Origin of the sequence: Collinsella aerofaciens (assembly GCF_041537385.1) — a bacterium.
Taxonomy (GTDB): domain Bacteria; phylum Actinomycetota; class Coriobacteriia; order Coriobacteriales; family Coriobacteriaceae; genus Collinsella; species Collinsella aerofaciens_BV.
On the sequence record NZ_JBGORS010000005.1, the window covers coordinates 106473 to 126502 of the forward strand.

General features: G+C 57.6%; 13 protein-coding genes and 1 pseudogene. 5 read left to right on the plus strand and 9 right to left on the minus strand.

Annotated features, from left to right (window positions below; genetic code table 11):
* Positions 1 to 7: 7 nt before the first annotated feature.
* The 7 genes from ACEG18_RS07590 to ACEG18_RS07620 all read right to left on the minus strand — a co-directional run bounded on the left by ACEG18_RS07590 (position 8) and on the right by ACEG18_RS07620 (position 10059).
* Positions 8 to 634 (minus strand): hypothetical protein, encoded by a 627-nt coding sequence (locus ACEG18_RS07590; protein ID WP_372542111.1) that lies wholly within the window; start codon positions 632 to 634, stop codon positions 8 to 10.
* A 99-nt stretch (positions 635 to 733) separates the two neighbouring features.
* Positions 734 to 4234: a protein kinase domain-containing protein gene (locus ACEG18_RS07595; RefSeq protein ID WP_372542112.1), complete on the minus strand. Its 3501-nt coding sequence runs from the start codon at positions 4232 to 4234 to the stop codon at positions 734 to 736.
* Positions 4235 to 4236: 2 nt separating this feature from the next.
* Positions 4237 to 4998, minus strand: coding sequence for a PP2C family protein-serine/threonine phosphatase (locus tag ACEG18_RS07600; protein ID WP_372542113.1), 762 nt, complete (start codon positions 4996 to 4998; stop codon positions 4237 to 4239).
* A complete protein-coding gene (locus tag ACEG18_RS07605; protein WP_372542115.1) occupies positions 4995 to 6950 on the minus strand; it encodes an AAA family ATPase in 1956 nt (651 codons plus the stop codon). Before ACEG18_RS07605 ends, ACEG18_RS07600 begins: the two co-directional genes overlap by 4 nt.
* Before the next feature lie 3 nt (positions 6951 to 6953).
* A complete protein-coding gene (locus ACEG18_RS07610) occupies positions 6954 to 7550 on the minus strand; it encodes a 4Fe-4S single cluster domain-containing protein (protein WP_372542117.1) in 597 nt (198 codons plus the stop codon).
* On the minus strand, positions 7540 to 8556 hold the full coding sequence (locus tag ACEG18_RS07615) for an FHA domain-containing protein (protein ID WP_372542119.1): 1017 nt from the start codon (positions 8554 to 8556) through the stop codon (positions 7540 to 7542). Before ACEG18_RS07615 ends, ACEG18_RS07610 begins: the two co-directional genes overlap by 11 nt.
* 3 nt (positions 8557 to 8559) lie before the next feature.
* The gene (locus tag ACEG18_RS07620) at positions 8560 to 10059 is read right to left on the minus strand and encodes a hypothetical protein (RefSeq protein ID WP_372542121.1); all 1500 of its coding nucleotides are present in this window, start codon (positions 10057 to 10059) and stop codon (positions 8560 to 8562) included.
* A gap of 179 nt (positions 10060 to 10238) precedes the next feature.
* On the opposite strand from ACEG18_RS07620, the gene ACEG18_RS07625 reads away from it, so the two are divergent.
* On the plus strand, positions 10239 to 11486 hold the full coding sequence (locus ACEG18_RS07625; RefSeq protein ID WP_372542123.1) for a serine/threonine protein kinase: 1248 nt from the start codon (positions 10239 to 10241) through the stop codon (positions 11484 to 11486).
* A 122-nt stretch (positions 11487 to 11608) separates the two neighbouring features.
* Here ACEG18_RS07625 and ACEG18_RS07630 read toward each other — a convergent pair whose 3' ends face one another.
* Both ACEG18_RS07630 and ACEG18_RS07635 read right to left on the minus strand, forming a co-directional pair.
* Complete coding sequence (locus ACEG18_RS07630) at positions 11609 to 12667, minus strand: hypothetical protein (protein ID WP_372542146.1); 1059 nt, start codon at positions 12665 to 12667, stop codon at positions 11609 to 11611.
* A gap of 120 nt (positions 12668 to 12787) precedes the next feature.
* Positions 12788 to 12994, minus strand: a pseudogene (locus ACEG18_RS07635) (zinc ribbon domain-containing protein); the annotation flags it as partial.
* Between the two features lie 39 nt (positions 12995 to 13033).
* Here ACEG18_RS07635 and ACEG18_RS07640 point away from each other — a divergent pair.
* From ACEG18_RS07640 to ACEG18_RS07655, 4 genes are all read left to right on the plus strand, one after another.
* Positions 13034 to 13996: an FHA domain-containing protein gene (locus ACEG18_RS07640; RefSeq protein WP_372542125.1), complete on the plus strand. Its 963-nt coding sequence runs from the start codon at positions 13034 to 13036 to the stop codon at positions 13994 to 13996.
* Positions 13997 to 14167: 171 nt separating this feature from the next.
* Positions 14168 to 16252 (plus strand): protein kinase domain-containing protein, encoded by a 2085-nt coding sequence (locus tag ACEG18_RS07645; protein WP_372542127.1) that lies wholly within the window; start codon positions 14168 to 14170, stop codon positions 16250 to 16252.
* A gap of 401 nt (positions 16253 to 16653) precedes the next feature.
* Positions 16654 to 17520: a hypothetical protein gene (locus ACEG18_RS07650; RefSeq protein ID WP_372542128.1), complete on the plus strand. Its 867-nt coding sequence runs from the start codon at positions 16654 to 16656 to the stop codon at positions 17518 to 17520.
* Positions 17507 to 19999 (plus strand): CAP domain-containing protein, encoded by a 2493-nt coding sequence (locus ACEG18_RS07655; protein WP_372542130.1) that lies wholly within the window; start codon positions 17507 to 17509, stop codon positions 19997 to 19999. Before ACEG18_RS07650 ends, ACEG18_RS07655 begins: the two co-directional genes overlap by 14 nt.
* Positions 20000 to 20030 lie beyond the last annotated feature (31 nt).

Here is a 20030-nt window from a genome sequence, read left to right on the forward strand (position 1 = left end):
TCACCTATTAGTAATGGAAGTGCGTCTGGGCATAGCGGTTAAGCGCATACCCAAACTCCCTGGTCACAGTCTTGATAGTGTGCGTCTCCATCTTTCTGGTCTGAGGATTACGCCGGTTAAAGACGAACGTGGGCATAAAGCCGCTCACTTCTTGAAACCCGCTCAGAGAATTAAAGGGGATGATAATCGGCGGATTGGAATTGCCCGGAGCGAAAAGCCTGCCCGCCACTGCCTTGCTATGACCCAGGCCTGGAACGAGTGACTTGACCACAGAATGGTTATCGAGCGTTGACCCCTCACGCTTGGCGATAATCTCAAGGTGGTTCTCGTAGATCCTGATGGAACACGGACGTCCATCGTACGAACCCAAACCTTCATTGATCACCACGTCGTTTCGAATCTCACGTTGAGCCATGTTCGAACGCAAGTGTGTATTTGTTTGAGAGCCGCGTTGAGACGCCACGTTCTCAATACCCAACATGTCATCAAAGGCAGCCATGGCGCGTCGCTCGGTACCATGGAGACCGTCATTGCGTTGCGGTGTATTGGGAACCTGCGGTCGAGGCACCACCGGTCGCTGTTGGCGACCATTATTGGAATCCGAGAAAAGATTCCCCAGTCGTAGCGTGGGCATACCATGCTCCTATCGTTTATCAAAATTAACAGGTCACCAAGGAGTCAGAAACCCTCCTTGGCGACCCAAAACGGTTCATGAAAAGAGCGACCCGCTCTATTAGGCGGAAAGGAAAAGGTAGAAGAAGAATGCGCAGATTCCAAAGCCAATCAGCATCACAATAAATCCGAAGATACTAAGCAGCTGTGCAATGGTCACAATACCCCAGAGGAAAAACTCGATGACGATCGGCAGGATCCAAGAGAAAAGCCAGGTGCGAATCGACTTTGCACTACCGGGGTGAGCATCGTCTCTAAAGAGAAGCATGACCGTCATACCACCGATGAGAATCGCCATTACTACGTCAAGCTTGGTAAACGTGTCGCCATCAACAAACATCGTTCCCATAAACCCAAAGGCGCTGGTGACAAGCGGAACGAAAACGACCAAGCGGCCAGCATAGCGTCCCAGTCTGTCCATCAGCTGCGGATCCATGTAAAACGCCGCCGGCGCACGACCACTTGAAAATGCAAGCGAACCGACCTGAGCAAGAGGCTTGTCCTCTGCCGACATCGCAAGCTCCTCAAAAACCTGCCCCTTACGATCGGCAAACTCAACGAGCTGGAGCAAATATCGTTCAAGCGCATCCGAATTGGCATCGATATCGTTCCTAAGCGCGCTAACACGATCGGCGGCCGAATAAGAGCGCAGAAGATTGAGAGCGAGAAAACCAAAGCAGCCAATAAACGCAACCGCCAGGAAAATGCCCGCAAGCGGACCAAACGAACCCCAAGAAACAATCAGCTGACCAAAGGCACCACGGGAGCACATGATAAGGATGCAGTAAAGAAGCGCCACAAGAACGGTATACATCAAAACACCCCGCTGCTCCTTCTTTATGGCAGCAGCGCGAGCATCGCTATCGGCAATACCCTCAACGACACCGTAATCGCGTGTATCCTGCTCGATAGCGGCCTTTAAGGAGCCGTCTGCAACACCGCGGCTATCCTCGAGGAACTCAGCATATTCGGCAGAGGAGATCAAGCTTTCATCTGCAAGAAGCCTTACGCCGCGAGCCGCGAGCAACCGCTCGTCAACGCCTTGGGATATAAGCTCGGCCACATAGCCGCGTGGCACGGCATCGTCGCCGACCTGAGCGCAAAACAGCGCATTGCGCGTGCAGGGGCGCGTTCCGTGCTTTCCGTCGACTTCCCAGCCGTTCACATACGGAACAGGCGTGAGCTCCATATCTTCCCGAAGCTTGATTCCCTCAAGACGCGCGTTGGAACCAGCCTGAATGAGCATGGAAACGGCAGTGTTTGCCGGCGGATTCAATCCGAGCAGGGCAATTTTAACCGCCTCGCCCACAGAGCCTTGGGCCGAGTCGTAGAGGTCGGTGTGGGCGGCAAGCCACAGCCAAGCAGCATAGCTACCAAACTTACGATAAAACGCGCGCACCGCCTTCTTATTGACCGCGCCCTTATCCATATAATCGATCACGACATCTATATCGACGGCTCCGTGCGAAGTTGCCGCATCTCGAGCCGAGATAATTGCCGCCATCTCAGAAACGCCCGCAAAATTGAGCAAGAATTCATCCAGCTTGTGAGCCGACGAGCAAACGCCAAAAAACGCCGCCGGACGATTAACAACCGACATAAGCACCGTCTGAGCAGCAGAACTTTTCTCCTCGTTGCGCGCCAGCAACCCCTTGAATAAACAAGCAGCGAAATGAGGATCACTCGAGTGCAGCGCCAACTTTTCGAGTTCATGAATATCGGCAGCAAGCTTTGCGCGCTCATCGTTAAGATCGTTGTCTTGAGAAAGAATGCGAGATAAAAATCCCGAAGGCAGCACGCCTGACGATTTTGACCCGTCGAGACCGGACAGAACGGCGTAGCGATCAATTTCGGTGACATCCATCTTGGCGATGCGTGCCGGGAGGGCATCGCTCGCATCGGTGAGCGAGACATCCTCGCCGCGCCACGACATAATCTTGCCGTTGGACATCTCATAGATGACGCAAGCAAGGGCCAAGTCGGGATTGGAAGCTGTCTGGATATCCTCTTCGACCAACTGGTGAATCCTGGTCTGCAGGTCATTTTCACCCCAGTCGCCCATCAGGTTTTCGAGCTGTTGCTGGCTCATGCGAAGCTTGGCCTCGTCCCAATTGGAGGACAGCGCGCGAGCGAGCAACACCGGATCGCTATACTGCTTGCCCGCAAACTCGTAAGGCTTGCGAGCGCTGCCGGCGTCCATGGTGGGAAGCTTACGATAGAAATTATCTGGGTCGGCCATCCAGTCTTTAACCTCTTCATAGCCAAAACGCTCGCCCGAAAGCTCAAACGTCAGGCCCTTGAGGAGGTTTCCCAGGGTTGCATCATCTGGATGGTTAAAGTCCGCAGGCTCACCCGTCTCTTGGCGATCGGAAAGCGTATTGTCGTCTATGAACTCCTGCAGCGGGTGGACATTGTTTTCGTAGAGCGTCCAGATTGTATAGCCAAACGAATACCAGTCGTTACGAGGGTCGACCATGCCGCCTCGACCAGGCGTATAGCCATCGGAGCGCGTCATGGTGTTTGTCAGGCGACTGTCAAATCCGGCAAGCGAGCGGGCAGAGCCATAATCTCCCAGCACAATCTGCTTTTCGTACAGGTAGACGTTCTGCGGCTTAATGTCACGATGGACAATGCCAAGCTCGGTATGGAGCAGCTCAATTGCCTGGCTGAGCTCGGGAATCACGCGGCTCTTAACCATATTCTTGCTACGGGGACGATCAAAAAGGCATGTGGCCAGCGGCGTAATGGAAACATCCCACAGCTGAGGAGCCGCAGCCCCCACTTCGGTCGCGCTCAGGCCCTGGTGCAGATAGGCAAAGATGGGCAGCAGATGCGTTTGAGACACGGGGCGGCCATTAAGCCCCATTACGGCGCTTACCACCTTTTGATATGCCGAACGCTCGGCGCCCACAAGAGGCTTAAAGACCTTGGCAACGCATGCCAAACCATCGCTCACCCGCTCGGCGGCAACAATGCTAGATTGACCGCCATGGCCAATGACCTGTCCCAAATGAATAATAAACTGCTGCCCGTCATTCGAGACAACTGTCGCATCCTCTGCAACAAAAGGCGAGGCAGATGCAGCGGCAGCATGTGCGCCCCCACGAGAAACGGTCACCGTTTCACCGTTTGGACTGGCCGTGGCGCCGCGCGAGACAGTTACCGTCTGGCCGTCGGCGCTCGCAGCGCGCGGCACCGTGACGGTTTCGCCTGCCGCAGAAGTACCAGGGCGTGAAACAGTAACGGTCTTGCCGTCGGCGGAAGCACCGACAGACGGCCTCGCAACCGTTACTGTTTCACCATTCGATTCGGTCATCGGGCGATGCACCGTTACGGTTTCGTTTGTCGATGGCGCGTCGTCGCGGCGGAGGGTGACCGTTTCACCAGATGCCGGAGCGTCAGCTCGACGTACCGTCACGGTCTCTCCAGGCGCAGAAGCCTGGTCGCCACGGTTCACGGTAACCGTCTCTCCCCCTACGGGCGCATTCCCGCGGCGCACCGTTACGGTCTCATCATTGCCATTGCCACCATCTCGGTGTACCGTAATCGTCTCATCAGACATGGCTACTCCCCCACTTCAATTACAATCAGCGTTGCATCGTCCGTCGAGCCGTTCACCCGAGCCTCGGCATATAGCTCTTCGCACAACTGCGCACATGTCGAATCGCTCGCAAGCATCTGCTGCAAACGCTCCTGCGCAATCTGCCCATCGATACCATCGGAACAGATCAGATAGCGATCGCCCGGAAGCATCACGGTCGTCTTGACCTCAAGATTGCGACCGCCCTGATTGAGTCCAATCGCGAGCTCAATACAATGCGAAACGGCGTCGCCCCTGTATTCAGCGCCAACGCCGCCCACGCGCCGCTCAGGCGTGTGGTCACAGCTAAGCACGGCAAGCACACCGCCACGCAGTCGGTACACGCGAGAATCGCCGGCATTAAAAACAGCACCGTGCCCGTCAGGAGCAACCACGAGGCCAGCAACCGTGGATGCAGCAACAGACAGTCCATAGCGAGCCGCATACGTCTCAACATCGTTCTCGGCTCGCTCGCCCGCCATGCGTAGGCGCTCCTGTAACGCGTTGACGGTATCGGCATCAAAGACGCGCACGGCCTGTGCAAACGCCTGAGCGGCGAGCGTCGAGGCGGCCGCTCCGTGCCCGCCTTCGCTCACGCCGTCAAAGACTGCCATGCAGCCCATTTCGCGCTCGCAATCGCCTACCAGGCCATAGCAAAGGACATTACCGTCAAGAAGCAAACGGTCCTCGTTGACGGGGTGATTGGTTCCCGCTTGAGTTTTTGCTGCAGCGATAAACTTCGTCATCGCCAATCGCCTCCCATCGATCCGGGCACGAGCTCAAATGCGATATGCGCATCGTCGCCCTCGCCCTGCGGCACGGCGCGTGCCACCATGCCGGGACGACCGCGCCACTCGGCGCGGTGTTCAAACAGAAAATCAGAAAGCCCGTTAAGGTAGCCGCTCTCCACCAGGTTGCCAATACCACGGCCGCCTTTGGCTTTGACAGCATCCGTCATGGCAATGGAGTGCAGTAGCTCGCGGGCAGCGTCGGTCGCCTCAACCGTAATATCGGGCTGTGCCTTATGCACGTTGCGGTTAACGGCATCGATCTTGGAATTGAGGATCTGAAGTGCCACGGCGTCGTCGATAAAGTTGAAGATCACCACGTTATCGCCGATACGGCCCAAGAACTCGGGCTTAAACTCGCGATCCATCTCGGTGCGCACGCGCTCGCAAATCTCGTCATAGGGCGTGTTGGGCGCGATGGTATTACGAACTTCGTTGCCCTGCGCATCGATTTCAATCTTGGAAAAGCCGATGTTGCTCGTAAAGAAGATGACCGTCTCAGAGAAGTACACAGTATTACCCTGGCCATCGGTCAGGCGGCCATCTTCGAGGATCTGCAGGAACTTGTCCATAATGCTGGGCGCGGCCTTCTCGATCTCGTCGAAAAGAACTACCGAGAACGGATTGGCCTTGACCGCATTGGTCAGCTGACCGCCCTCGGCATAGCCCACGTATCCCGGAGGAGCGCCAAAGAGCTTTTGATCGGAGTTCTCGGCACCGTACTCAGACATATCAAAACGCAGCATGCTGCGCTCATCGCCAAAGAGGAGCTCCGTAATGGCCTTAACGATCTCGGTCTTACCGGTACCGGTAGGGCCGCTCAAAAACAGGACACCCTTGGGCTTGGAACCAGATGAATGGGTGGCACCCGAAAGGCCCATGACGGAGCGCTTGAGCACGGTGACGGCCTTCTCAACGGCCTCGTCCTGACCCTTCACGCGGCGCTTGATCTTTGCCTCGGGATCCTCCTCGAGCTTCTCGAACATCTGCTGCCATTTGTTCTCGCGAAAGCCGTACTTATACACGTCGACGAGCTTGGGAAGGATGGCCTCGATGGAAGCATCGGGGTTTTGCATATCGCGCTGATACATACGCTGCAGCCCCTCGAGCTCCTTAACGCTCATGCCGTCGGTGGTATCGATAAAGCGACGCACCGCACGGTCATCGGAATCGGACAGCGCCTCACCAAAGCCAAACTTGCTTTGGATGTAGGCCTCGCGCATGTCACGATCGGGATGCGGCAGCGTGATGGTGCGCAGGAAGGGATTCTCCTCGATAAACCACACGGGCAGATTGCGCACGTTATCCGTTACCAGAATGAGCGTGTTGACAGCCGTGCGGTTAATAAGGCGTGCTTTGCTGGCACCAAGGTACAGGTTAAGGAAGAACTGTGTCTCGTCGGGCATAAGACCGGTCGAGGAGGCAAGCAGACGCGACGCCATGTTGACGATCACGCAAAGCGGCTTAGCTTCGGTGCCGCCATCGGGATTGTCGTTGTATTTAAGGCGCAACATGGAGCGGATAACCTCACCGTATGAAGGCAGGCTCGACTGCTCGGTGGCATACGCCTGGCGGCCATCGGCGATGCAGGCGTTCGCCTCCATCATGCGATCATCGCTCTTAGAAGCCTCGTCGTGTGCCAGCGACACCAGACGCTTGCAATCGACGTTGCCCATGCTGCTCGAGAACAGCTGGATGGGATCGAAATATGCCACGTTGTACTCAACTGAGCCATTGGCGTCTTCAAAAAGGCCGCGCACGACCTCGGCAAGCTCCGAGAACTGAAGGCTGCCGTCAACCACATCGGGATACTTGTCGTTGACGTTGCCCTCAAGAATAAAGAGGCTCTTCACCCCTTTAAAGTTGAGCATCTCGCGCTGCCAGGATTGGCGCTCGAAATCAGTTGCCATGTGTTATACCTCCTTGGCAGAAAATTCATGGTGGTAGCGGTCGGCAATACCAACGGTGATAATCGTGCCGTCCTGGACATAGTTTTGAAGCTGACGCGGCTGTTGAAGATACTGGTCGTAATCATCGTGTGGGCGGTCGCTCAGGTAGATCACGCGCTGGTTAGTCGAACCGCGCAGCGCGCAGTCTGGCACGTTAAGCTCGTCTATGTACGGACCGTCAATCAGCACATCGATAAGAGACTTAAGCGTCTCCCACGTATCCGCACCGATCACTTGCGGCAGCTCCTCAAACGTGAAGCCGGTGTAAACGAGAATGTCATCGTAAGCGCAACGGATCGTTGCCAGCAGCTTCACGAGCTCTGATGCCTGCTCGAGCGGGTCTCCACCCGAAACCGTCAGCCGATGTACGCCGTACTCGCGCGCGGTATCGAGCAACATCTGCGCAAGCTCATCAACATCGACATCTTGATCGGGCGACTGGCTGCGCCATTGGGGCGAAATACATCCGGCACAACGCTTTGAACAACCAGCGGTCCAGACAACAATACGTTCTCCCGGACCCAGCGAGACGACGGGGGCAAGCACATGGCTAACGAACATCGGCGTAATCCTCGCCCGGATCGAGTGTGCGGTACACGGCCGAGGTACGTGCAAGCGAGCAACCGCATTCCTCACAGCCATCCCCAACCTTTGCGCGCTCATCAGCAACGAGATGCAAACGACCGCACTCGGGGCACTCGACAAACCAGCCCTCGACACCCGCAGACTCACCAGCAGCAGAAACAACCGGTGCCGCAGCAGACGCGGGCTGAGGCGCAGACCAAGCCTGGATCTGCACGGGTTGCGCCGCAGGCGGTTCCTCCACAGTAACCGTCAGACGCAATTGGGCAAACTCGCCAGACGCAGCCGGAATGAGTAGCGTATCTCCGGTATGAATCGGCTGGGCCACGCCGGGAACCAAGTTGAGGATCTGGCCGCCACGCATAAGAGCCGTTCCGTTATTGGACCCCTCATCGGCAACCATCCATGTGCCCCGCTCAAAACGAACACTGGCATGCTGCCGGGACATGGCAAAGTTCGAAGCCATGGAAGGAAACGCGTTGCGTCCAAGCACGGCATCGTCCGTGAGACGAAGCTGCTCACCCATAACTGGATCGGCAAGCGTAAGCGCAGGAACCGCAGGAGTAGCTGCAGCATTCGCCATGGGTTGCGGCGCGGGCTGCGGCATTGGTGCAGGCGTCGGATGTGGCATTGGTGCAGGCGTCGGCTGTGGCGCAGCAACCGGAGCGGGCTGCGGAACGGGCATGGGGGTAGGCTGCGGCGTGGGAGCAGGAGCAGCCTGATATGCCTGCTGGGGCGCGGGACGCTGAGGCCGCGAAACACCGCCCATCGATGACGTTGCAGGATAGACGGCGGGAGCCGGACGCTCAGCGACCGCGCCGGCAAAGCCGGACGCTGAGGCGACTGGCGCCTCGGGTGCCGAGACCGCGGGCGCAGGGGCCGAAGGCGCGGGAACCGCACCAGCGGGACGCGGCGTCCCGCAGTCCTCGCACATATCGCGGGCATCATCGTTCATAAGACCACAGATAGGGCATTCCCATGTCATGGTTTACCTCATTTCCCTCTGCTTGAGCTGACTTGCTTGACGGCGATTACGCAGACGACGCTCCGCATCTGCGGAAGGCGTGGGCGGCACGTAATCGTGCGGGTGAATCTCGACTGCAGCATCCGGACTTGGCGGCCGCACAAAACCAGCCGAGGTGTCCGCAAAGACGCCGCGCTTCTTAAGGTCTTCACTGAACTGCTTATAGAAGTCACAAAATTCCGCTTGGTCCTGAACGGCCTTATCGACGGTTGACTGATCCTGGATCTTCATGTCTTTGATAATCGTGGGATTATTCGGATCTTCAGAAAACTCAGCTGGGTCAGCCTCTACGACACGCATGATGATCTGCTGTTCGCTGCTACCTTTAAGGACAGCGACCGCTTTGTGTTCGTTTGTGTCAAACATAAGACGCCAGGGTTTGCCCGAGCCATCCATAACGGCATAACGGACCACATTGACGCCACGTTCAGCCATAGCATCATTAATTGCACGCTCGATATACTCGTCTTTTACGGCCTTATCAAGCTCGGCGTCGGCGATTTCGATTTCTTCGTAAATATTATCGATTTCATAAATGTGCTTAAGAACAGTCGGGCGATGGTATCGATCGTTGAGTAGCTCTACTCGAATCTGGTATTGCGTGTACTGCTCATGCTTCTCGGCAGACTCATACTGGGCACGCTTCATGACATGATCGAAATCCTTGATGCTCTTATTAATAGCAAGCAGCTCCTCAACAGTTGAATCGGAATCAAGCGCATCATAGGCGGCGCGGATCGATTCGAATTTCGCGCTTATTCGATTACGCAGCGCCATATCCAAGGCTTCATCCTGCATCAAAGAGATAGCGACTTCCGACCACGCGTCAAATGATTGCGCCGCCCCCTCAAACGTTTCAACGCCCGAAGAAGACTCCGCCGCCGCGGTTATCTGAAGCAATGCCCTCTTCAGATCTATAGGATTATCAGGCGTTACATCAAAATCAATCGCCCTAGCAAGACCTTCTGCTCTCAGCTTTTCAACGGTCAAAGCAGCATCAATCTGACTTTTGCTCATCTCCATCCTCTGCTTCAGATGAGCGTCAAAAGTCATTTGTGGAAACAGGACGTGAAGCGTTGAAAGCAGATGAGCCAACGCCTTCTCCATCCTCACCCTTGTATCCCTACCAAGACTCATCGTGTTTTCTTCATGTTCGGCATAAAAGGAGCGAGAACAATTGGTGATCAACTCATCCAACATTGCCCGTGTTGATTCATCCAGCCCGGAAGCTATCTCATCAATCCGTTTCCTAAGGTCCGCGAGAGTCTCATTGAATTCCTCTTTGGCAGCATAACTTGCATTTTTTTCCGCCGTCTCACGGGCAGCCAACGCACCCGTAACAATTGCGGTAGGAGCCAAAAGGACCATGCCAACAGCGCCGGCAGCACCCAAGCTTGTCCCAGTAGATGCGGCGCTACTTGCCGCAGGGCCAACAGATGTAAACATCCCAACCACGGCGCTCATACTTGCTATCCCTCCGTTTTTGACCAGCTTGGTCCTTGCGTCTTTCCAACATCTTTTTACCGCCGCTTTACGCGATTCTGTTGCGCAACATTGGCGAGCGGCAAATTTATCGATGTTGCGCAACAGAAGGCGGCGGCTAGCGCATATCCTGCTAATGGAAGAAAGGATGAAAGCGCGCCATGACCGGTTCTTACGAAGAAGTTCGACTCGTCAAATTTCATACGCCAGCGCTGCTCTCCGAGCGTGAGCAGGCTGCGGCACGGCGTCGCTTCTGCACGCTTCTCGTTCCGCCGCAAAAGGGCGGCTTTGGCGGCAACGCTTATGTCCGCCGCGTCCAGAGCGGCGATCGCGCTTTTGAGCTCGCGCTTAAGATGCCGCGCCCCGATGCCCAGCCCGAGCAAGAACAGCTCAACCGGGAAACCCTAGAAGAGGAATATCGCACGCTCTCCGTCGTATCCAACCTAAGGGGTTTTCCCGATGTCTACGGTTTTGGCTACACGGCAGACGGAACCCCGGCGCTGCTTATGGAATGGGTTGACGGTGTCTCGCTTCTTGATGCACGACCAGCTCTGAGTGATGGCGCTGAAACCTGCCCCGGTGATATCGTCGCCGCGCTGGGTCTGAGCGTACTCAAGATCATCTTGTCCACGCAATCGCTCGACACGCCCTTTGTTCACCGCGACCTCTCCATGCGCAACATCATGCTGCGTCACGATCGCATCCCGCTCGAGGAGCAGATCTCGAGTGGCTATTTTGACATCTGCTTGATCGATATGGGCAGTGCAAAGCTCGTTAAGCCCGATTTTTCCTTTACCGTCGACGTCAACGCTTTTCGCGGTGCCACGCCGGCATACGCGGCACCCGAAATGCTGGAGCGGTTTAAGGCCGACCCCGTTGCGCGCGACAACCCCGCCGTCGACATCTATGCGCTGGGAAGCATCCTCTACGAGCTTTATTGCGGACATGCCCCCTTTGAGGCAGAGCTCAGGCGCTCCGGAGATCACGCGCTCCTCAAGCGCACCGTGCAGCCGCAACCCCTTTCGCCCACAACTCCCCGCGAGCAGGGCTTGGTCAACGCAATTATGACTTGTTTGGCAGTCTCGCAAGACGCACGCCCTTCGGCAAACGAACTTGCGGCGCGGCTCGAGCCCTTCGCCCGCACGGGTGCACCGCGAAAGCACCGGTCCGTGGCGGATCGCGCCTGTGCAACCGTGCGGGCGGACGCCACCGTCCCCACCCGCACGGTTGCACAGGCGCAGCCCGCGTCTCGGCCAACCCCATCCACCGAGACCGTCCGCAGCGCCGAGTCCATGCGTCGCGCGCGCCTTGCCGTCAAACGTCAACGCACGATGGCACTCACGATGGTGATTGCTGCCCTGATAGCAATCGTGGTCATACTCGTCCTCGCATCTGCCGGCATGCTTTAGCCGGCAGTAAAACCCAAGTCAGCAAATAGACCCATTTGCACAAAAAGCGGTGGCGGGCGCAACTCTCAATAAAGCCGCGCCCGCCACCGCCGCCATGCATCGCACGCTGACAATACGAGGTACTAGGAAATCAAAAGCTCAAAGGAATCCGTGATGCGCGTTCCCATGGTAACGGCGCCGTCTCCCGATTCGACTGTGGTATTCAGGTAGTACTTGCCGTTCTTCTTTTTAGGAACACCCGTAACCGTAAGGTCGCAGTCCTCCTCCTCGACGGGAAGCGAGAACTCAAAACCCTTGTTTCTAACAAACGTACCGGTGACGTCCGTGTAGGTGCGATAGTCGTCACCATCGGATTGGGCGACGGTTTTTTCGGCGTTGTAGGTATCGTGGGCATGCAGCGTGGCCGAGATGTCTGCAACCACTTCGCCGGAATCGCTGATGCTCTTAAACACAATCACAAGGTCGTTTTTGCTCGCGCCGTAGCAAGCATGGCCCCAAGAGTTGCCCGTCTCCTTAAGTGCTCCGCGCCACGTGGTGTTGGCAAAGCTCGTGGGCTTATCGATGTTGAGCTTCGCTGTGCTACCAGAGGTCGTAGTGGTCGACGAGGTCGCATTGCCCGTCGTAGAAGAGCCCTCGGCATCGGAGCTGGCATCCTTGCCGTTCTTGCTTGCGGTCTTGAGCTCCGTCTTGGCTTCCTTAAGGTCGGACTTTGTCTGATCGAGCTCGTCTTGCGTTTTTGTGAGTTCGTCCTTGGAAGATTCAAGCTGCTTCTTGAGCTTTTGAATCTGCTCCGTATTTTGCGGATGGGCCAAACCATATGAGTAGCCCGCCCAGCCGGTTCCCGCGCACAAGGCGGCAACGACAATAACCCCGGCGGCGATGGCGGGCGCATACGACTTGCCCAGGCGCTTGCGTGCTAGCTTGTACTCGGCCTTGGCCGTCTTGAGGCTCTCGCGGTCCTGCTCGAGCTGCTCTTCCTCACTGAGCGGCGTAGAACCAAAATCGGCATGGTAGGCAGACTCAGTTTCCGCGTCCTCGATCGTAGTGCCAAAGTCTGACAGGGGATCGACTACACGCGTGGCGTCCGAATCGGATTCGGGCACAGCGAGCTCAGACGCGCCGGGTGCCGTCACCGGCTGCTCGTCTGCTTTCGAGGCAGCATCCGCCTTAGGCAACTCCACCGTTGCCGCCGTAGCGGCCTCGCCGTCGCGCCAAGAAAAGGCAGGGCTCTGTGACACGGTCTGGGGCGTAGTATAGGGATCTTCGGGAACGGGCGCAGTCGGCGAGGGCGTGGCAAGAGGCGATCCACACTCAGAGCAAAAACTAGCGTCATCGGGCAATAATGCACCGCAATAAGGGCATTCCATAGGGCACAACCTCTCAAAATGTGTCGTTTGCAGCCATCCTGTAACTTGGCGTATATGCCCTATAATGTCTCGATAGTTATGCAAAGCGTTGCGCAACATTTTTCGAGTCGGTACGCTTTGAGCGTAGCCATTTCCTATCATGTTTGCAGTACGTCATTAAAGTTATCTGGGGAGGCAGCCATGGCGGCGGAAACACCATGCTCGGTCCTCTACAACGATATCCGATCGTTCGGCGGTCTCAAGCATCTCGAGATTGCGCGAATGCTCATTAACGGCAATTCGTATGCAGGCAGTACCCTGCTCGACAAATGCTCTACCAACCGCTCGTACCTCACTCGCTACATCGTCCACCGCGAGCCCGATCAGTGTGCGCCAGGTATCTACAATGACCTTACCGTCTCCACACTCAACCTTGCCGCCGCCATTAGCAACAAACTCGGCGGAGGCGAACGCGCCTATCAGGAAATATCCGAGCATTACAGCGGCCCGGCGGCCCAAGGCATGATGTCGATTCTCGCAGATTATGACCTTGACGACCGCCTCTACGCCAATGCCTTGGGGCGTATCAACAGCTCCGATGACCATAGCCCCCGCGAAAAGAGCACGCTCTTCCTGATGCTCTTTGTGGCGACGGGCGCACTCGCCGATCCCGCTCAGGGCGTGGCGACCGTTGAGCGCTTTTGCGATAGCAAGACTGGCGGGCATTTTGGCACCACCGAGACCACCGTCGGCCGTGGTTTTTTGAGCAGCTTGGATCAACCGCGTGCCGTCGCCCCCAACCTCGGCTTGCTTAGGACGCACGCCGGAAACAGCGTTGACATGCAGATCCACCCCCTGACGCGTGACCCGCGCGGCACGGTAATTGGGTCCTTGCCCAAAACCTCGCCCAGCATCACCGATGTGGGCGCCGACGCATCGCGCGAGCATCTTCGCATTTGGCTTGAGGGTGAGCACTGGTACGCCCAGGGCCTTGGATCGACCAACGGCACAGTGCTCGAATCGGGCGCGGGCGACGGCGATATTGTGATTGAGCCGCCGCGCGACCAACGCGAGCCCGGCAAGATCTATCCCCCGGTGGAAATCGAAAACAGCGACAGGCTCCATCTGGGTCTCTACACGACATTCCTTGTCATTGTGGACTAGCGCGGACGGCGATCGAAAGACGGTCGCCGTCCGTCTTTCGTCTTCTACCTTCTGCGTCGTAAACGACAATACTCAGCGGCATACGTGGACAGTGCGGTTATCATGGTATTTTACCGATATCCGCACTGCCCACGTATACGCGCGGCAACCCATGCCAGACAAAGGAACGCCATGGATACTACCGATAGCGCCTATGGCGACAAACTCATCCGTCTCGACACGTTCGATACCGCCGTGGCAGTCGACCCCAGTGCCGAGGATGATGCCAAGCGCCGGTTTATGACGCTTATTCTTCAGACGGCATACCGCGACGGCGGCAATATCGGGCACGTGCTGCGCGCAACCAACACGAGCGGCGAGGTCTTTGCCGTCAAGCTGCTCAAGGACAACGCCATCCTTTCCGACCAGACGCCCGACCGCTCCGCCGAGCAATCGGCCGCGCATCTGGCCAACACCGCCGCACTGTTCGAGGAGTACCGTCATCTGTGTACCGTCTCGCACCTGCGCGGATTTCCGCGCGTCTATGGCTACGGATCGTGCGAGAACGACCCGCTCATCCTCATGGAGTGGGTCGAGGGCACCTCGCTCAAGCAGGCGCTGCCCTTGCTTCCGCACGACGCCTCGGGTGGGCTGACCACCCAGATGGTCGCCGCCGTCGGAAACGCCGTGCTTCGCGCGCTCTTGATGACCCAAGGCCTCGTGAATCCGGTCATCCATCGCGACCTGTCGCCTGCCAATATCATGTTCCGCACCACCAGCCGAACGCTCGAGCAGCAGATTGCCGATTGCTCCTTTGACCCCTGCCTCATCGACATGGGCTCCGCGACCATGGCCCTCGGCGACGACACGATCACCCGGCGCGCCGACATCTGGCGCTTTGCCACGCCCGCATACGCCGCGCCCGAAATGCTCACGCAGGATATCGAAGGCATCGCGGCCCTTCGCCGCTCGCCCGCGATCGACGTCTATGCGCTTTCGAGCATTCTGTACCAGCTCTACAGCGGTCGCAAACCGTTCGATGTCGAGTCGACGGGTGCCGCGGCGACCGGCTCGTTCTACCTCATAAAGACCAAGACCAAACCGGCGCCGCTCGAGCCGCGCTGCGAGGGCGACAAAGCGCTTGTCCAGATCATCATGAAAGGCATCTCGGTCGAACAGGGCGATCGCCCTACCGAGCAGCAGATGCTCGAGGTGCTCTCGACGTACCTCCCCGCTGCAGAATCTGAGGACCGCGAGGGCGCAGGAGACGAGGCCGCAATTGATATCGATTCTGGCACGCACCTTAAGGTCGACGTCGCCGGCGAGCGCGCGCGAGAGATCCTGGAGCAGGCCCGTCACGATGCCATGACCCGCCGCCGCTTTGTCATCGGCGGCGTCGTTGCAGCCGTTGCGGGGCTCGGCGTTATCGGGGCAGCAACCCATGGCTTTGGCATCCCCGACTACCTGGACGGCATCCGCGGTTCGCTTGACGACTACACTTGGGATCAGCTGCAGGAGATTTCGCTCAAGATTAAGGCCGCCGAGACCCGTAGCGAGGCACGCGAGATTGCCAAGCGCTACCACCTGCTCGACGCTGATGGGCATATCCCCTATCCGTGCACCAAGCGTGTCACGCTCACCAACGGACTACAGGTTGGCGCGCAGCTTGTGGGCATCCGCCACGATGAGCTTCTGGACGGGACGGGCAAGGCCGGGCTGACGTTTATGTTCGACGCGGGTATTGCCGAGCGCAACGCTACGGCTGAACCGCCGAGCGCCGGCTGGGCAGATTGCGAGCTGCGGGGATGGCTCAACGGCGACGGCCTTAAGCTGCTACCCAACGAGTTGCGCGCGCTCATTAAAGGGGTCAAGAAGGTCTCGAACAATGTGGGCGCCGCCAACAGTGCATCGTGTCTGAGCGAGTTGCCCGCAACCCTTTGGCTGCCCGCCATGGTCGAGCTGTGCGGTACGCAACCGCCCGATTCGTTTGCCGAGGGCTATCACTACCTGGCAGACATCTACAACGGCGAGGGCAAGGAGTATCAGCTCTTCCGCGAGCTCAAGGTGAGCCCGTATTCCACGAACGAGACGATGGTCCGCCAGTGGAAGGGCAAGGACACCTGTTGGTGGGAGCGCACGGTGAGCCCCGACACATCGGAGAGTGGAGGCACACTCTATTTGAATCGCGTGGGACACGACGGCGACGTCTTTACGTACGCAACGCCTGCGGACAAGCCAAATAAGCGAACCTGTGTGATCCCCGGGTTCTGTATCTAGGCGGCGGGCGTCTTGCCGTGACGGGACCCCTCCCCGGCAATTGTCTCGATCTGTAACACCAGCTCGGCAGATACAGGTCTAGATGTTACAGAACGAGACAAACCCCAACCCCGCGAGACAACATCTCAATCTGTAACAGTAAGGGGTTAAAAACCTCTCTAGATGTTACAGATCAAGACATTTGAGTTGACCGCGGACGGTCCGTCTCGATCAGTAACAGTTAGAGGTCATATTTGCTGCTAGATGTTACAGAACGAGACATTAACTTGCCGAGAACTTCGCCTCATAAATGTGATTCAAGTGTGTCGATATTTCCTTGCCAATGTTGCGCAACAGAAGCCCTTTCGGCGGTCGTAACGTACGAATTGTCATAGGTACCCCTTCAACGATTGGGAGAAGAAATGGCAAAGTACGCACCTAAACACTTGGAAGTCTCAGGCGGCGACGAGCCTCGCCCCACATTCTCGGGCTACAAGGCAACACGACTCGCCGTCACCGCGGCAACCACCATCGCTATGACTGGCTCGTCGCTGCTCGCGCCGTTCTCGGCATTTGCCAACGATGCGAGTGATACCACGGCACAGGACGCGATCATGTCCCCGCTTGCTGTCCACGCCGGCGAGGCGGCAGGCTCCGCAGTAAAGGCAAACGCCCAGAAGATTGCCGACTTGCAGGCTGCTATCGACGCCGCAAAGGCTGCCGAGGCAGACGCCAAATCCGACTACGACACGGTGGCTGCCCCCTATACCGAAAAGCAGGCGGCACGCGACAACGCACAAAGCACCTATGACGTCTCCGTCTCCGATAATTCGCAGGCAGAGGCCGCCGCGCGCGCCGAATATGCTCGCCAGCTCGATGAAAGCGTCAAGGCGGCCGACAGCGCCAGTGCCACGCTGAAGGATGCCCAGGGAAAGCTCGATGCAGCCAAGACCGACGCCGAGGACAAGTCGAAGGTCCTTGATGCCGCAAAGCAGGCGGCAGCCGACGCGCAGGCCAAGCTCGAGGCAGCCCAGAAGGCAGCCGCCAACGCAACGCCGGAGGAAATCAAGGTCGCCGAGCAGGCTGCCGCAGATGCGCAGGCCGCTCTGGACCAAGCAAAGGCTGCGAAGGCCACTGCCGATTCCGCGCTCGCCGATGCCCAGCATGCTCAGAGCGCCGCGCAGAGCGCTTACGACGAAGCGGCAGGCACGCTGGCTTCCGCTCAGCAGGAAAAGAACGCCGCGGATGGTAAGGTAGTCGCGGCACAGACAGCGTATGACAGCGTATGACAGCGCACAAGCCGATTTGGCGGCCGCAAAGGCAGGCGCCGAGGGCCCGGAGTATGACGCCGCCCAGACAAAGGTCGATGCTGCCCAAAGCGCACTCGACCAGGCGAAAAAGCAGCAGGCGACTGCCGAAGCAGGCCTTTCTCAGGCAAATAGCGACGTTGAATCCAAGCAGGACGCCCTCACCGGCGCCGAAAGCGATCTCGAAGCCAAGAAGCAGACAGTCGCAGCAGCCGAAAATGATGTAACGGCAGCCCAGACGAAAGCCGATGCGGCGCAATCGGAGTTGACCTCGGCAAAGCAGGCACATGCTGCCGAACTGGAGAAGGCAAAGGCCGCTCAGAAACAAGTCGACCAGGCAAAAGCCGCGAAGGAGCAGGCAGACAAGGCGCTCGAAACTGCCAAGGCAAACCAGGCGGCCGCCGATCAAGCCGTTGTCGATGCACAGAAAGCATACGATACGTGCAAGGCAGCAACCGATAAGGCAACGACAGCGGAGGCGCAGAGCGTCATCGGCTTCTACCAGTTCATCGGTGCCAACGACGCTGCAAACATCATCTATAGGCAGAGCGATAAAAACCCGACGACCATTGGCGATAAAAAAGACGGCACGTCACTCGACAACGCCAAGCTATCGTTTAACAAGCTGCGCGAGATTAACGAATACCGTGCAAGCGTTGGATTGAGTGAGCTTAGGGTGACGGCCGAGCAAATGGCAATCGCTCAATCCGACTCCAATTACTCTGACAAAACGCTAGGTCACTCAGATTACGCCAATTGTGAAAATGCCGCTTGGAACTTCAGTACTAAAGAAAACATCGCGCACCAATGGGTCGATGATGAAAAGGAGATATTTGACGAGGCTGCAGCGAAAGCCGGCCTTGGCAACGTTGCCCCCAAAGATGCTTGGGATACTTTCTGGAGCCACAAAACCGAATTCGAAAAGCGCGGGGCAGACTTTGGCACCGTCGGCCATTATTTGAATATCGTACAACCTAACGCCAAAACCATGGGATACGGCATCAACTCGCGCGGAACCCTTTGGCCGTATGTGTTCGTCTTGGAGATCGACAACAATTACGGTTCGTACGAGAAAGAATACTCGATCGATGAACTCGAGAATCTCTTTGATCAGTATCAGCTGAGCCTCTCCAAAGCCAGCGAAAAGCTCGCCGCCGCAAAGACGGACCTTGAGCAAAAGCGCAGCACAGCGGCATCGAAAGCCAATGCCGTAAAGGCAGCTGAAACCCTCGTCGCTCAAAAGCAGGAAGGCATTGTTGCCGCGAATAGCGACCTTGCCGCCAAGAACGACAGCGTAGCAAGTGCCGCCGCCGCTGTTGCCCTAGCAAAGCAGAATCTCGCCAAGGCAAACGGAAAAGTTGCCGAAGCCGAAGACCAGGTCAAAGCCGCCCAAAGCAACGTGGCGACCGCAGAGCAGGTCGTCAACCAGAAGCGCGCCGAGCTTAAGGCATCGAAAGAGCAAGCCGCTCAGAGTCAGAAGAAGGTTGATGACGCCAAGGCAGAGACTCTCGTAAAGCAGCAGGCTCTGCAAGATGCAAAGAAGGAACTTGCCAAGTATTCAGCCGATGTTGCTGCGGCTCAGGAGAAAGCCGACGAGGCCCATCAGGCGCTAGATGAAGCCACGGCAGCCCAGACGTCTGCCCAGAGCGCTCTCCAAAAGGCGAAGCTCGACGAGGCTGCCAAGAAGCAGGCCCTCGACACCGCGAAGGACAACGCCGAGGCCAAGGCGGCGACCGCGGAGCACGCTGCGAGCGATCTGACCACGGCGAAAAACGACTTTGCTTCAAAGAAGGCCCGTGCCGACGCCCTGAGCAATGCAGCCGATAATCTTGCCACCGCCGAGGCGGCCAAGAAGGAGGCCGACGCAGCAGTTACCGATGCCGGAGTCGCCCTTAGCACGGCAAATGATGCCATCGCGAACGCCGAGCAGGCGGTCGAGAATTCTCAGGCCGCATCGGACGCCGCTGCTGCTACTCTCGGAAAGCTCAAGTCCATCAACGTCGAAAAAGGCATTGCTACTGGCTCTGACGCAAACGCGAACGATACGCTCAATGCCCTCTTTGCCAAGTGCGTCGCCGCCAAGCAGGCAGAACATAACGCAAAGGCCGCACTTGATGCCGCTCAGGCAGACCTTGATGCTGCGACGCCCGCCTACACCGCGGCTCTCAACGGTTACAACGAGGCGAAGGCAAAACGCGTAGCCGCCGAGCAAGCCCTGAAGGACGAGATCGCCCGCCAGGAGCAAGAGGCGGCGAAGGCCGAGCAGGCCAAGATCACGCAGGCTGCCGCTAAGCCGGTTACTGGAAAGCCGTCTGCCGGCAACGTCAAGACGGCCGCCAACTCGGCACTTCCCACCACAGGCGACAATGCTGCGCTCGCCGGTGAGACGTTTGTCATCGGAGGTGTCGTGCTCGTAGCCGCCGGCGTCTTCCTGACTGACAAGAAGCGTCGTCAGGAGTAAGGATTTCGGGAGGACGGCTTCTCCTCCCTCC